Source organism: Agromyces sp. NPDC058484 (genome assembly GCF_042720415.1).
In the GTDB taxonomy this organism is placed as follows: domain Bacteria; phylum Actinomycetota; class Actinomycetes; order Actinomycetales; family Microbacteriaceae; genus Agromyces.
Map to the genome: position 1 here is coordinate 144,122 of NZ_JBHXMP010000007.1, position 13,520 is coordinate 157,641.

The 13,520-nt window shown below is 68.9% G+C and carries 14 protein-coding genes; 8 read left to right on the forward strand and 6 right to left on the reverse strand.

What is annotated here, in order from left to right:
• Positions 1–126 precede the first annotated feature (126 nt).
• Together ACFWN7_RS08050 and ACFWN7_RS08055 are read right to left on the reverse strand one after the other, a co-directional pair.
• Complete coding sequence (locus tag ACFWN7_RS08050) at positions 127–2,361, reverse strand: ABC transporter ATP-binding protein (protein WP_376938255.1); 2,235 nt, start codon at positions 2,359–2,361, stop codon at positions 127–129.
• The gene (locus ACFWN7_RS08055) at positions 2,358–4,091 is read right to left on the reverse strand and encodes an ABC transporter ATP-binding protein (protein ID WP_376938256.1); all 1,734 of its coding nucleotides are present in this window, start codon (positions 4,089–4,091) and stop codon (positions 2,358–2,360) included. The genes ACFWN7_RS08050 and ACFWN7_RS08055 overlap by 4 nt, the downstream gene beginning before the upstream one ends.
• Before the next feature lie 148 nt (positions 4,092–4,239).
• Between ACFWN7_RS08055 and ACFWN7_RS08060 the strand changes: the two genes are divergently transcribed.
• Entirely contained in the window at positions 4,240–5,928 is a 1,689-nt protein-coding gene (locus tag ACFWN7_RS08060; RefSeq protein ID WP_376938257.1) for an acyl-CoA dehydrogenase family protein, read from the forward strand.
• A gap of 96 nt (positions 5,929–6,024) precedes the next feature.
• On the opposite strand, the gene ACFWN7_RS08065 is transcribed toward ACFWN7_RS08060, so the two are convergent.
• Positions 6,025–6,480 (reverse strand): NUDIX domain-containing protein, encoded by a 456-nt coding sequence (locus ACFWN7_RS08065; RefSeq protein ID WP_376938259.1) that lies wholly within the window; start codon positions 6,478–6,480, stop codon positions 6,025–6,027.
• A 114-nt stretch (positions 6,481–6,594) separates the two neighbouring features.
• Between ACFWN7_RS08065 and ACFWN7_RS08070 the strand changes: the two genes are divergently transcribed.
• The 4 genes from ACFWN7_RS08070 (at position 6,595) to ACFWN7_RS08085 (ending at position 8,643) form a co-directional block, all read left to right on the forward strand.
• Entirely contained in the window at positions 6,595–6,819 is a 225-nt protein-coding gene (locus tag ACFWN7_RS08070; RefSeq protein ID WP_376938260.1) for a hypothetical protein, read from the forward strand.
• Positions 6,820–6,895: 76 nt separating this feature from the next.
• Positions 6,896–7,477, forward strand: coding sequence for a hypothetical protein (locus ACFWN7_RS08075; RefSeq protein ID WP_376938261.1), 582 nt, complete (start codon positions 6,896–6,898; stop codon positions 7,475–7,477).
• Positions 7,478–7,665: 188 nt separating this feature from the next.
• A complete protein-coding gene (locus ACFWN7_RS08080) occupies positions 7,666–8,301 on the forward strand; it encodes a hypothetical protein (protein WP_376938262.1) in 636 nt (211 codons plus the stop codon).
• 39 nt (positions 8,302–8,340) lie between these two features.
• Complete coding sequence (locus ACFWN7_RS08085; protein WP_376938263.1) at positions 8,341–8,643, forward strand: putative quinol monooxygenase; 303 nt, start codon at positions 8,341–8,343, stop codon at positions 8,641–8,643.
• Here the strand turns inward: ACFWN7_RS08085 and ACFWN7_RS08090 are convergent.
• The 3 genes from ACFWN7_RS08090 to ACFWN7_RS08100 form a co-directional block, all read right to left on the reverse strand.
• Positions 8,604–9,851, reverse strand: a complete 1,248-nt coding sequence (locus ACFWN7_RS08090) for a YbdK family carboxylate-amine ligase (protein ID WP_376938264.1) — start codon at positions 9,849–9,851, stop codon at positions 8,604–8,606. The two genes, ACFWN7_RS08085 and ACFWN7_RS08090, sit on opposite strands and share 40 nt — an antisense overlap.
• A gap of 146 nt (positions 9,852–9,997) precedes the next feature.
• A complete protein-coding gene (locus tag ACFWN7_RS08095) occupies positions 9,998–10,807 on the reverse strand; it encodes a sulfite exporter TauE/SafE family protein (protein WP_376938265.1) in 810 nt (269 codons plus the stop codon).
• Positions 10,804–11,292 carry a VanZ family protein gene (locus ACFWN7_RS08100; RefSeq protein ID WP_376938266.1) on the reverse strand — a complete coding sequence of 163 codons (489 nt, stop codon included), beginning with the start codon at positions 11,290–11,292 and terminating at the stop codon, positions 10,804–10,806. The genes ACFWN7_RS08095 and ACFWN7_RS08100 overlap by 4 nt, the downstream gene beginning before the upstream one ends.
• Positions 11,293–11,636: 344 nt before the next feature.
• Here ACFWN7_RS08100 and ACFWN7_RS08105 point away from each other — a divergent pair, with 344 nt between their 5' ends.
• The 3 genes from ACFWN7_RS08105 (at position 11,637) to ACFWN7_RS08115 (ending at position 13,404) form a co-directional block, all read left to right on the forward strand.
• Entirely contained in the window at positions 11,637–11,840 is a 204-nt protein-coding gene (locus ACFWN7_RS08105) for a cold-shock protein (RefSeq protein ID WP_056733649.1), read from the forward strand.
• A 144-nt stretch (positions 11,841–11,984) separates the two neighbouring features.
• The gene (locus ACFWN7_RS08110) at positions 11,985–13,094 is read left to right on the forward strand and encodes a fatty acid desaturase family protein (RefSeq protein WP_376938275.1); all 1,110 of its coding nucleotides are present in this window, start codon (positions 11,985–11,987) and stop codon (positions 13,092–13,094) included.
• A gap of 103 nt (positions 13,095–13,197) precedes the next feature.
• Positions 13,198–13,404: a cold-shock protein gene (locus tag ACFWN7_RS08115; protein WP_159602901.1), complete on the forward strand. Its 207-nt coding sequence runs from the start codon at positions 13,198–13,200 to the stop codon at positions 13,402–13,404.
• Positions 13,405–13,520 lie beyond the last annotated feature (116 nt).

Sequence of the window (13,520 nt, forward strand, 5' to 3'; positions counted from 1 at the left end):
TGCCGGGGCCTGCGTTTTTTTTTTTTACCCCCCCGCGCCCGGGGCGCGCGGCGGGGGGGGTTTGATCGGGCGCACTCTTTGGGGTGTGGGGGGGTTGGCCCGGGCGGGCACACCCCCTCACTCACGTCAGACCCTCGCGGTGTCCGACCCCGGGCCGGACTCTTCGCGCGAGGATGCGCGGCCATCCGACCCGGCGTCGGCGACCGCTTCCGCCTCGGCGATGCCGCCGAGACCCGCGCCGATGTTGGGGGCGGCGACTGCCGCGGCCTCCGAGATCTCCGCTGCGGTCTCCGATTCCGCCGAGTCGGATGCGCCGCCGTCTCCTGCCGGGGCGTCCTCCGACGTGACCACGATGCCGTCCCCCATCGCGAGCTCGGCGTCGAGGTCGGTCGCAGCCTGCTCGAACTGCGAGTTGTAGAGGCGCCAGTACGCGCCCTCGCGCTCGATGAGCTCGTCATGCGTGCCCTGTTCGACGATGTCGCCGTGCTCCATCACGAGGATGAGGTCGGCGTCGCGGATCGTCGAGAGACGGTGCGCGATCACGAACGACGTGCGTCCCTCGCGAAGCGCCGCCATCGCGTGCTGCAGCAGCAGCTCGGTGCGGGTGTCGACCGACGAGGTCGCCTCGTCGAGGATCAGCACCGAGGGCTGCGACACGAACGCGCGCGCGATCGTGATGAGCTGCTTCTCACCCGCCGAGACGTTCGAGGCGTCCTCGTCGAGCTTGGTGTCGTACCCGTCGGGCAGGGAGTGCACGAACCGGTCGACGTACGTCGCCTTCGCGGCATCCGTGATCTCGTCGTCGGTCGCGGACTCGCGGCCGTACCGGATGTTCTCGCGGATCGTGCCCGCGAACAGCCACGGGTCCTGCAGCACCATGCCCGTGCGGGCGCGCACGTCGTGCCGCGTGAGCTGCGCGATGTCCTGCCCGTTCAGCAGGATGCGCCCGCCGTCGAGTTCGTAGAACCGCATGATGAGGTTCACCAGGGTCGTCTTGCCGGCGCCCGTCGGGCCCACGATCGCCACCGTCTGCCCCGGTTCCACCCGGAACGAGAGGTCACGGATCAGCGGGTGCTCGGGCGTGTACGAGAACGCCACGTTCTCGAACACGATCGTCCCGTCGCCGTCGATGGGATCCGGGGCATCCGCAGCATCGGGCTCCTGCTCGTCGGCATCGAGCAGATCGAAGACCCGCTCGGCCGAGGCGGTGCCCGACTGCACGACCGCGGCCATGCCGCCGAGCTCCGAGAGCGGCTGCGTGAACTGCTGCGAGTACTGGATGAACGCCTGCACGTCGCCGAGCCGCAGCTGGCCGCTCGCGACCATCAGCCCGCCGAGCACCGCGATGCCCACGTAGGTGAGGTTTCCGATGAACATCATGCCCGGCATGATGATGCCCGACAGGAACTGCGCCTTGAACGAGGCCTCGTACAGCTCCTGGTTCTCGGCCTTGAAGGCGGCGCGCGACGACTCCTCGCGGCCGAAGACCTTCACGAGCGCGTGCCCGGAGAACGACTCCTCGACGCGGGCGTTCAGGCGGCCGACCTTGCGCCACTGCATGCCGAACGCCTTCTGCGACTTCGGGCCGATGACGCCGAAGATCACCGCCATGAGGGGCAGCGCGACGAGCGCGACGATCGCGAGCTGCCACGAGATCGAGAACATCATGATCAGCACGCCGACGACCGTGAGCACCGAGGTGACCACCGTCGACAGCGATTGCTGCATGGTCTGCGTGATGTTGTCGATGTCGTTCGTCACCCGCGAGATCAGCTCACCGCGTTGCACCCTGTCGAAGTAGCTGAGCGGCATGCGGTTGATCTTCGCCTCGACCGACTCGCGCAGCCGCCACATGGTGCGCACCATGATGACGTTGATGACGTAGCCCTGCAGCCAGGTCAGCACGGATGCCGCGAAGTACAGCGCGAGCACGAGGATCAGCACCTGGCTGAGGCGCACGAAGTCGACGCCCTCGCCGGGCGTGAGGTCTCCCGCAGCGGCGACGATGTTCGCGAGGTCGGTCTGACCGGCGGCGCGCAGCGCCTCCACCGCCTGCTCCTGCGTGGTGCCGGGGGGCAGCTGCGAGGAGATCACGCCCTCGAAGATGATGTTCGTCGCTTCGCCGAGCACCTTCGGCGCGAGCACCGTGAGCACCACGCCGAGCGCGCCGAGGATCGACACGAAGATGAACGCGAACGCGTGCGGCTTCAGCAGGCCGATGAGCCGGCCGAAGCTCTTGCCGAAGTTCTTCGCCTTGCCGGGCGCGACCGCGCCGCTCCAGTCGTCGGCGTTGATGCGCGCCTGTTCGCCGAGCTCGATCTCGAGCCGCTCCTCCTCGGAGAGGGTGTTCTGGGTGCTCATGCCTTCGCCTCCACTCCGAGCTGGCTTTCGACGATCTCCCGATAGGTGCCGGATGTCTCGAGCAGTTCCTCGTGGGTTCCGACACCGACCATGCCGCCGTCGTCGAGCACGATGATGCGATCGGCATCCGTGATCGTGGACACACGCTGTGCGACGACGATCTTCGTCACGTTCGGCAACTCCCTCCAGAGCGCTTGCCTGAGTCTGGCGTCGGTGGTGAGGTCGAGTGCCGAGAACGAGTCGTCGAAGACGAGGATGTCGGGGTCGTGCACGATCGCCCGGGCGATCGCGAGCCGCTGGCGCTGCCCGCCCGAGACGTTGGTGCCGCCCTGGGAGATCTTGGCGTTCAGCCCTCCCTCCATCTCCTCGACGAAGTCGCGGCCCTGGGCGATCTCGAGTGCGCGCCAGAGCTCCTCGTCGGTGGCACCCTCACGCCCGAACCGGAGGTTCGACGCGACCGTGCCGGTGAAGAGGAACGGGCGCTGCGGCACGAGCCCGATGGTCGACCAGAGGTGCTCGAGATCGGCCTGCCGCACGTCGACGCCATTGACCTTCACACTGCCGCCGGTCACGTCGAACAGCCGCGGGATCAGCGAGATGAGCGTCGTCTTGCCCGCACCCGTCGAACCCACGATCGCGACGGTCTCGCCGGGCGCGGCAGCGAAGGTGATGCCCGCCAGCACGGCGTGCTCTGCACCGGGGTAGGTGAACGCGGCATCCGTGAACTCGACCGTTCCCGGCGCCGGGAAGCTCGATACCGGATGCTCCGGCCGTGCGAGCGAGGTCGGGGCGTCGAGCACCTCGCCGATGCGCTCGGCCGAGACCGCGGCGCGCGGGATCATCATCGTCATGAAGCTCGCCATCAGCACGCCCATGAGGATCTGCATGACGTACTGCATGAAGGCGAACAACGTGCCGATCTCGACGGTGCCGTTGTCGACCTCGATCGCACCGAACCAGATCACGCCGACCACGGTCACGTTGAGCACGAGCATGAAGAGCGGGAACAGGAGCACGAAGAGCGAGCCGACCTTGCGGCCGACGACCATGATGTCGGTGTTCGCGCCGCGGAACCGCTCTGCCTCGATCGGCTCGCGCACGAATGCGCGCACCACCCGCACGCCCGTGAGCTGCTCGCGCATGATGCGGTTCACGTTGTCGAGCTTCTTCTGGTAGCTGCGGAACAGCGGCACCATGCGGCCGATGATGAGGAGCGCGATCACGAGCAGGGTCGGAACCGAGACGGCGATGATCCAGCTCAGCCCGACGTCTTGCTGCAGGGCGAAGATGATGCCGCCGATCGCGAGGAGCGGCGCCGTCACGAGGAACGTGCCGCCCATCATCGCGAGCATCTGCACCTGCTGCACGTCGTTCGTGTTGCGGGTGATGAGCGAGCCGGGGCCGAATCTCGAGACCTCGCGCTCCGAGAAGCTCGAGACGCGTTCGAACACATCGTCGCGGATGTCGCGGCCGGCCTTCATCGCGGCCTTCGCGGCGAAGTACGTGGCGATGATCGCCGCGGTGATCTGCAGGAGGGAGATCGTGAGCATGAACATGCCCGTCGACCAGATGTAGTCGGTGTCGCCGCGGGCGACGCCGTTGTCGATGATGTCGGCGTTCAGGCTCGGCAGGTAGAGCGAGCCCATGGCGGACGCGAACTGGAACACCAGCACCCCGACGAGGAGCCAGCGGTAGGGCCTGAGGTAGCGGACGAGGAGTTTTCCGAGCATTGACCTCTCCGGACGAGACGGTTGAGCGATGATGGAGTGAGCGCGACGGAGAATCTGCAGCCAACTTTCGAGCGTTGCACTCGCGTCGGTGCCCGTCAAGTGTCCATGCAAGCGGATGCCTCCGACATCCACCGTGAGGGGGATATCGATGATCGACACGCACGAGGTCGAGAACCAGCCGCCGCCGCGCGACGGCATCGACGAGTTCGCGGCGAACATCCCGCTCGTCGAGGCGGTCGCGCGATGGGGGCGGGCGGGCGCGGCATCCGCTCTGCACGATGTCGGCACGCTGGTGGGATCGGCCGCCTTCCAGCGCGACGCCGAGCGCGCCCACACTCACCCGCCGGTGCTGCACACGCACGATCACTGGGGGAACCGCGTCGACGAGGTCGAGTACGACGACGCGTACCACCGCATCATGGCGGCCGCGGTCGGCGCGGGGGCGCACACGTCGGCGTGGGCCTCGCCCGCACCGGGCGCGAATGTCGACCGCGCCGCGGCGTTCTTCCTCTTCGCGCAGGTCGAGCCCGGCCACGCGTGCCCCGTGTCGATGACCCACGCCGCCGTGCCCGTACTCGAGCTCGCGGCATCCGGACTCCGAGACGAATGGATGCCGCGGCTGCTGAGCCGTGAGTACGAGCCCCGCCTGGGCGGGCGCGGTCACGATGCGAAGACCTCGGCGCTCGTCGGCATGGCGATGACCGAGAGGCAGGGCGGGTCCGACGTGCGCGCGAACTCGACGCGCGCCGAGCCGGTCGGCGCGACCGGGACGGGCGGGGGCGACGGCTCGTGGGGGCGCGAGTTCCGCCTCACCGGCCACAAGTGGTTCTGCAGCGCGCCGATGAGCGACGCGTTCTTCGTGCTCGCGCAGGCGCCGGGCGGCCTCAGCTGCTTCTTCGTGCCGCGCGTGCTGCCCGACGGGTCGCGCAACAGGTTCCGCATCCAGCGGCTGAAGGACAAGCTCGGCAACCGCTCGAACGCGTCGAGCGAGGTCGAGTTCGGCGGAACCAGCGGATGGCTCGTCGGCGACGAGGGTCGCGGCGTCGCGACGATCGTGCAGATGGTGACGCGCACGCGCCTCGACTGCGTGATCGGCACGGCCGCGGGCATGCGGCAGTCGGTCGCCGAGGCCGCCTGGCACGTGCGGCACCGTGCCGCGTTCGGGTCGCTCCTCATCGACCAGCCCGCGATGTCAGCGGTCGTGGCAGACCTCGCCGTCGAGTCCGAGGCGGCCACGCTCACGGCGATGCGGCTCGCGCGCGCCTACGACGAGGACGCGACGGGGCCGGATTCGTCGGGTGGCTCGGAGCCGGCGTTCCGCCGCCTCGCCACCGCCGTGTCGAAGTACTGGGTGTGCAAGCGGGGGCCGGGGCACGCGTACGAGGCGCTGGAGTGCCTCGGCGGCAACGGCTACACCGAGGCGTTCCCGCTCGCGCGGCGGTATCGAGAGCAGCCGCTGCTCGCCATCTGGGAGGGATCGGGCAACGTCATCGCGCTCGACGTGCTGCGCGTGCTCGACCGCGAGCCCGAGGCGTTCGAGGCGTTCTTCGACGAGGTCGGCGCGGCCGCTGGGGAGCTCGCCGGCTTCGACCTGGCGCTCGCCGAGGCAAAAGCGGTCGTTCAGGAGGTCTCGACGGATGTCGCGGGCTCGCCCTCGCGGGCGCGCGAACTCGCCGAACGGCTCGCCCTCGTGCTCCAGGCGGCGTTGCTCGTGCAGCACGCGCCCGGCGCGGTGGTGGATGCCTTCGTGCGCACGCGCCTCGGGGACGACGGCGGCATGTTCTACGGCACGTTGCCGCCGGGCGTCGACGTGGCGGCGATCCTCGCGCGGGCCTGAGCGTGGGCTGCTCGGCGCTGCTCCCGCGCGCTCGGGCGCGCCCGGCTCTGCTCCCCTTCCTCATTCGAGGAGGCGCGCGAGCGCGGCGAGCGTTTCTCACCCGAGGAGGCACGCGAGGGCGGCGAGCGCGGGACGCTGACCCTTCACGAGGCGATCGCGCGCATCGTCGAGCGTGAACCAGCCGGCCGCGTCGAGCTCGGGGAACGCCTGCCTGCGGCCAGAGCGCGGCGGCCACTCGATCTCGAACATGTTGCTGCGCACGTCGGATGCATCGAAGTCGGACTCGCCCGCGAACACCCACACGAGCTTGCCCGACGCGTAGCGGAACGCGCCGAGCTCCCGGTACTCGACATCTGGCGGGGCCCTGCCGATCTCCTCCTCGAACTCGCGGCGCGCCGCGACGAGCGGCTCCTCGTCGGTGAAGGTGCCCTTCGGGATCGACCACGCCGCGGCATCCCTGCCCCGCCAGAACGGGCCGCCCATGTGGCCGAGGAACACCTCCAGCTTGAGCGCGCGCCGATACAGCAGGATGCCCGCGCTCGTCTCGACCATGACGACACGCTACCGAGTGCCGCCGACGTTGCTCCGACGGCGCCGTGGACGGCTGATCGGCCGCGTCCGCGTGTGCGACTGGGGATGTCTGCGACCGGGCGTACCGTAGGCGCCATGACGTACCAGGTGCAGATCACCACCGAGCTGGACGTGCTCGACGAGCCGTGCCCGCGCTGCGGGTCGACCACCGTGCGCGCGGTCGTCTCCCTCCACTCCGAAGAGGTCGAGGTCGAGGCGACGGATGCCGCCGCCAACCCCCTCGTCGCTGAATCCCCGCTCTTCGACTGCCGCGAGTGCGGCTTCGAGTGGGGCGAGCTCGTGCGCGACCTCATGCGGTAGCCAGCGGGCACAGGCGGCCCGCGCTGCTGTGGATAACGGCCGAAGATGCGCCCGGGGCTCGCCTAGGCTCGACGTCATGCCGAGTTCCCGCCCCCGCCCGCCGCGTCTGCGGGCATCTGCGTCGATCGCGGCGGCAGGTGTCCTGGCGTTCGCGCTGAGCGGGTGCGTCACGGCTCCCACGCCGACCGCGACCCCGTCGCCGTCAAGCCCGGCGGAGCCAATCTTCGCCTCGGACAAAGAGGCGCTGGCGGCGGCACTCGAGGCGTTCGATGCGTATAGCCAAGCTTCTGCCCAAGTCTCAGCCGGAGCGGCGGCACCCGCCACTGTCTACCGCACCGTAACGCCGGCCTTCGCGGAGACACTCAACGCGGAATTCTCCTCGTTGAGGGATTCCGGTCTGAGCATGCTGGGCGACATCCGAATCGACAACGCAAAGCTGGCCGAGTCAACATTTGACGAGAACGGTGCGATCGTCTCAATCTATTTCTGCCGTGACGTCAGCGCCGTACGAGTGATTGGCGCGGACGGCTCGGATGTGACACCCGCCGATCGCGATGATCGCGTTCCCACGCATGCCTTCTTCGTCTCTTCCCCTGACAACCCGTCCGTGGTCTTGGTAGATGGAGTGGAATTGTGGACCGGCGACGACTTCTGTTAGCTCTCGCCGCTGCGGCGTGGATCGGACTCCAAACCGTTTCGGCGGCTCCCGCATTAGCGGAGAGCGTGGCCTCGTGCTCGAATGTGATGGTGGGGCTCGGCTGCCCCGAAATCGGGGGTGAAGTAGATTCGGGCCAGGCGCTGTTGAATGGCATCATCAACGGTGGCTCAGACGGCGAGGATGCAGATGTGGAAGTTCCGTCGGAAGGAGGTTCCGGTGCGGGAGCTTCCGATGAAACCGACGGGTCATCCGCCTCAGACGGCTGCACGCCCACCGGCCCCGGATACGTCGTCTGCCCCGCGGCCCCGCCGGCAGCGCCAGGCGAGCCGACGGCGCCCGTCGTCGTCACGGTCCGCGACATCGCGTCGTTCCGGCCGGCCGTGCCCGGCAACGGGATGGAACCCGGAGGCTGGGCGATCGAGGGGCTGCCGGCGAACTTCGTGGCGGCGGCATCCGTCGAGGTGGTCTCGGGAATGCTGCTCGGGCAGCCCGCCGACGTGCGGTTCACACCGGTCGGATACCGCTGGACGCACAGCGACGGCGCGGTCGTCGAGACCGCGACGCCCGGTGCGAGCTGGGCGGCGCTCGGGCAGCGGGAGTTCACCGCGACACCCACGAGCCACACCTACGCGACCTCCGGCGAGTACACGGTCGGGCTCGCGGTCGTGCTGCGGGCCGAGTATCGATTCGCGGGTTCGCCGTGGCGCTCGATCGCCGGCACGCTCAGCGTCGCGGGCGAACCGCAGCGGGTGCTCGTCGGCGAGTTCGACACCGTGCTCACGAAGGGCGACTGCACGGCGAACCCATCGGGACCGGGCTGCTGACCTTGCGCCCAGCCCGCGCACGCCACCAGCATTGAACCCATGACGTTCGCCAACGTGGGCAAGCTCGGCGCGAAGCCGGGCGAGCGCGACCGACTGATCGAGATCCTCATCCGTCCGAGCGGTGAGATGAGCAAGCACGGATGTCTCCTCTACGAGGTCGGCATCAACGACGACGAACCCCACATGGTCTTCGTGAGCGAACTGTGGGAGTCGGAGGCCGCGCACGCCGCGTCGCTCGAACTCGACAGCGTCCGCGCGGCGATCGCCGAGGCGATGCCGCTTCTCAGCGGCGAGATGGGCGGCTACCGGTTCGAGGTCATCGGTTCGCCATTGCGATCCTGATCGGCACGAGCGCCAAGATCACCACGAGTGCCAAGATCACCACGAGGGCCGAGATCACCTCGAGCGCCGAGATCACCAAGACCGGCACGATCACCACGCCCATCCCGCTCGGCGACGATCGTCGCATCGATCAGGCGACGCACCCCCGCCATCCCGTCGCTGGCGAACGCAGCGCGCTGTCGCTCTGCGCCGAAGCCGTCGCGAAGCAGGCGGGCGGCGGCATCCGTCACCGCATCCAGATCGCCCGCCTCGGCGAGCTCGCGCTCGACCATCCCGACGAATCGCGTCAGGGTCTCACCGGCCGGGGCGAGCCCGCCCACCACTGGGTCGAACACGTCCCGCGTCATGCCGTGATGCGCCGAGTGCAGCACTGCAGACGACAGGAGCTCGGGCGGCACGTCCGCCGACGCGCGAGCCGCGACATCCGCAGCCTCGGGTCTCTCGAGCACGTGCGTGACGAGCGCACGACACAGCGCGACGATCAGCAGCGTCGACTCCGCGTCGAGCTGCGTGTCTGCCATGCGGAACTCGATCGTGGGCAGGTGGGCGGAGAGTCGCACGTTCCATGAGATGTGCGCCACGTCGGCGGCGCCGCCGATGCCCACCAGGCGTGTCGTGCGACGGTCGTAGTCGGCCGCGTCCACGAACGACGGCGGGCCGCCGGAGATCGTCCACCGGCGCAGCAGCACCGTGCGCCAACTGGCATAGCCGGTGTCGTACCCGCGCCAGAGCGGCGAGTTGCCCGCGAGGGCGGTGAGCAGCGGCATCCAAGGCCGTGCCGCGTTGAGTGCGATCACGCCGTTGTCCCGATCAGGAATGCCGATGTGCACGTGCAGTCCTGTCAGCTGGTGGTCGGCGATGAGGCCGCCCAGCGCGGTGACGATGCGGTGGTACCGCTCGACGTCAGTGATCGTCGGGAACGGCTGGGTGTCGGGCGGCGTGCCGACGCTCGCCGCGATCACGCCGAGCTCCGCCGCGCGATCGGCGATGAATCGCCGGAAGCCGATGAGCGCGATCCGGGCCTCATCGAGCGACGTGAAGACCGCCGAGGCGTGCTCCACCTGCGACGCGAGGAATTCCTGGTGTGCCACGTCGCGCCACTCGCGCGTTTCCGACAGCGCGCGGAACACGTGGGCGGCCACATCCGCTGGACGCAACGTCGCGGGGTCGAGGAACTGGAACTCCTCTTCGATGCCGAACGTGATCATGCACGCTCCCTCGGGGTCGCCGGCGCGCGATACCGGTACACGAACTCTCGCGAGGCGGCTGCACCGTGTCAACCCCACGCCGCAGAGGCGCGTGGGGTGCTAGCGATCCCCGGCGGCCTGAGGAGCCTCAGGGCGCGGAGGCGAGGTCAGCGCGCCTGCTTCTTCCCCAGCCGGATGGCGCGCACGGAGAGCTGCACCGCGGCGATGACGATGAGCGCCGCGAACAGCCGGCCCGACCATTCCGGCGAGAGCAGGAACGCGATCGCCACGCCGCCGAACGCCGCGATCGTGGCAGCGATGCCGACCACGAGGGCGGCGCGAAGGTCGACGATGCCGGCGCGGGCGTTGGCGACGGTGCCGCTCACCGCCGTGGGGATCATCACGGCGAGCGACGTGCCCTTCGCCACGAGGTCGCTCATCCCGAACAGGGCGATGAACGCGGGCACCATGATGACGCCGCCGCCGATGCCGAAGAGCCCCGACGCGATGCCGATGACGACGCCGAGGGCGATCATGCCGGCGACCGAGATCGCATCGACCTCGAGCTCGCGGTCGCCGCGCAGGGGCGTGACGAGCACCATGCGCACCGCAACCGCGATCAGCAGCGCGATGAACAGCCAGCGCAGCCATCCGAGCGACAGGCGGCGCATCAGCCACGACCCGATCCACGAGCCGACGATGCCGCCGATCGCCACGAACAGGGCGGCGAGCAGGTCGACCTCGCCGTTCACGAGGTAGGTGATCGAGCCGGCGATCGCGGCCGGCACGATGGCCGCGAGCGAGGTCGCCGATGCGCGTCGCTGGTCCATGCCGGCGAAGGTGATGAGGAGCGGGACCATCAGGATGCCGCCGCCGACGCCGAACGCGCCCGAGAGCAGCCCGCCGGCCGCGCCGACGAGCGCGAGCCGCCCCCACAACAGGCGCGCCGGCACGGCCGGCGCGGCGGGGGAGGTCACCTGCCAAGCGTAGCGGCGCTCGGCACGCGCGCCGGCGGCTCAGACGCCGCGGGTGGCGTCATGACCGCCGCGACCGCGCCCGCGCGTCGCACCATCCGGGCGGCGAGCACGAGCAGCACGCCCAGCACGGCTCCGCCCGTGTTCATCACCAGGTCGCGCGGGTCTGAGACTCGATCGGGTTCGGGCACCTGCACGAGCTCGATGAACGTCGTGAACGCGAGCCCGGCGAGCAGCGCCAGCGGCCACCTGCGACGTGGGATCAGGAGCGCCGCGAGAAGGCCGACCGGCACGAAGATCGCCACATTGAAGACCATCTCGGAGAGGTAGCCGGTGGTCCAGGTGGCCGGTGCGGTCCACGCGTCGGGGTTCAAGATACCGCCCTCGAGCTGGTAGCCCCTCGTGCGCCACGGCGCGGGTCCGACCGTCAGCCACAGCACGACGACTGCATAGGCGACGGCGACGAATCGCAGGGGGCGGCGGCTCATTCCCCGATTCTCCTCCGCTTTCCTCCGAGCCGGCTGGCATCTTTCCGCATGTCCGCAACGTCATTCCAGGTCACGATCCGATCGCGTACTGGCTGAAGCTGGGCGCGAGCCGATAGGGTATGCTCAACGATTCCTCCATCAAGCGGGCACTCGCCCGCGCCTCCATCTGATTGCCCGGAGGCGGACCGATCCGCGTGGCATGACCCGATACGAGACGGCGGATGCCTGAGCGCACACCCGCCCCTCGCCCCCTCGCTTCGGCGGCACCGTGCCGTCGGGGTCGCGATCGACCGTCGATCGCATCGGGCACGCACCAGCGGCCCATACGACAGAAGGACAGCAGTATGGCAACCGGAACCGTCAAGTGGTTCAACGCCGAAAAGGGCTTCGGCTTCATCGCTCCCGACGACGGCAGCGCCGACGTCTTCGCACACTTCAGCGCCATCACGGGCAGCGGCTACCGCTCGCTCGAAGAGGGCCAGAAGGTCGAGTTCGAGGTCGCGCAGGGCCCGAAGGGCCTGCAGGCAGAGAACATCCGCGGCCTCTAGTCGCGGAATCGCTCGAACGCCCCCCCAGCCTCGGCTGCGGGGGCGTTCGTCATCTCCCAGTCTGCGTACATTCCCATGCCGTAGGGTTCACGTATCTGCAGCGGGTGGTTGCCCGCGTGACCCGGCTGGGAAGTCGATGACCAGCTGGGACCGAAGCACATCTCTCACACTGAAACCCTCGGTGCGATTCGGGCGACGAAGCCACGCACCGCATCCGCTGACATCACGCGAAGCTACACGGCAGTCTCCCGCGTCATCCGCGAATCAGGCCTCCTGAACCGTACGCGCTGGTTCTATCTCTTCCTCGTCTCGCTGCTCACGCTCGCCCTCGGCGGCGTGATCACGGGGTTCATCCTGCTCGGCGACTCGTGGTTCCAACTCCTCATGGCGGGCGCACTCGGGCTGATCCTCACCCAGTTCGCGTTCCTCGCGCACGAAGCCTCGCACCGCCAGGTGCTCGAGTCCGGTCCCGCGAACGACCGAGTGGGCCGGGCGATCGCGGCGGGCGTGGTCGGCATCAGCTACGCCTGGTGGATGACGAAGCACACCCGCCATCATGCCAACCCGAACAAGCTCGGCAAGGACCCCGACATCGACTTCGACACGATCTCCTTCGTCGAAGCGGATGCCGCGAAGCAGCGTGGCCTGATGGCACTCGTCACCCGCAAGCAGGGCTACCTCTTCTTCCCGCTGCTCACCCTCGAGGGTGTGAACCTGCACTACCGGTCGATCCGCACGCTCTTCGAACGCGGCCCCGTGAAGGGGCGCTGGATCGAGCTCGGGCTGATCGCGGCGCGGTTCGCGGTCTTCTTCGGGGCCGTCTTCTGGGTGCTGCCGCTCGGCATGGCGTTCGCCTTCATCGGCGTGCAGCTCGCCGTGTTCGGCGTCTACATGGGCGCCTCGTTCGCGCCGAACCACAAGGGCATGCCGCTCATCCCCGCCGACGCGAAGCTCGACTTCTTCTCGAAGCAGGTGCTCACCTCACGCAACGTCTCCGGCGGAATCTGGGCGAGCGCGCTCCTCGGCGGGCTCAACTACCAGGTCGAGCACCACCTGTTCCCGAACATGCCTCGCCCACACCTGGCGAAGACGCGCGAGATCGTGCGTGAGCACTGCCGCACCCTCGGCGTGCCCTACACCGAGACGACGCTGATGCAGTCGTACGGCATCGTCATCCGGTACCTCAACCGCGTCGGCCTCTCGGCCCGCGATCCGTTCGACTGCCCGATGGTGAACCAGTTCCGTCGGGCGTGACCTGCACTTCCGGCTGCGGATTTCGCCGTCGGAACCCAGCACGATCTGAGATCGTGCACGTCGCAGCCGCTTCGGCGGCTCGGCATTACAGAAGGAAAAGAATATGGCAACCGGAACCGTCAAGTGGTTCAACGCCGACAAGGGCTTCGGCTTCATCGCTCCCGACGACGGCTCGGCCGACGTCTTCGCACACTTCAGCGCGATCGCGTCGGGCGGCTACCGCTCGCTCGAGGAGAACCAGAAGGTCGAGTTCGAGACCGCCCGCGGCCCCAAGGGCCTGCAGGCCGAGAACATCACCGTCATCGGCTAGTTCTCGTCCACGAGCGGATGCCGCGGCCGGCGCCTCCAAGTGAGGCGCGCCGCGGCATCCGCTCGCCCCTGCACCAGGCATGAGAAGCGGAGCCGATAAGGCGGCGCGGCACCACC

Coding starts and splice junctions, on each gene's coding strand:
- ACFWN7_RS08050 (WP_376938255.1), bottom strand. CDS start 2,361: ATGAGCACCCAGAACACCCTCTCCGAGGAGGAGCGGCTCGAGATCGAG.
- ACFWN7_RS08055 (WP_376938256.1), bottom strand. CDS start 4,091: ATGCTCGGAAAACTCCTCGTCCGCTACCTCAGGCCCTACCGCTGGCTC.
- ACFWN7_RS08060 (WP_376938257.1), top strand. CDS start 4,240: ATGATCGACACGCACGAGGTCGAGAACCAGCCGCCGCCGCGCGACGGC.
- ACFWN7_RS08065 (WP_376938259.1), bottom strand. CDS start 6,480: ATGGTCGAGACGAGCGCGGGCATCCTGCTGTATCGGCGCGCGCTCAAG.
- ACFWN7_RS08070 (WP_376938260.1), top strand. CDS start 6,595: ATGACGTACCAGGTGCAGATCACCACCGAGCTGGACGTGCTCGACGAG.
- ACFWN7_RS08075 (WP_376938261.1), top strand. CDS start 6,896: ATGCCGAGTTCCCGCCCCCGCCCGCCGCGTCTGCGGGCATCTGCGTCG.
- ACFWN7_RS08085 (WP_376938263.1), top strand. CDS start 8,341: ATGACGTTCGCCAACGTGGGCAAGCTCGGCGCGAAGCCGGGCGAGCGC.
- ACFWN7_RS08090 (WP_376938264.1), bottom strand. CDS start 9,851: ATGATCACGTTCGGCATCGAAGAGGAGTTCCAGTTCCTCGACCCCGCG.
- ACFWN7_RS08100 (WP_376938266.1), bottom strand. CDS start 11,292: ATGAGCCGCCGCCCCCTGCGATTCGTCGCCGTCGCCTATGCAGTCGTC.
- ACFWN7_RS08105 (WP_056733649.1), top strand. CDS start 11,637: ATGGCAACCGGAACCGTCAAGTGGTTCAACGCCGAAAAGGGCTTCGGC.
- ACFWN7_RS08115 (WP_159602901.1), top strand. CDS start 13,198: ATGGCAACCGGAACCGTCAAGTGGTTCAACGCCGACAAGGGCTTCGGC.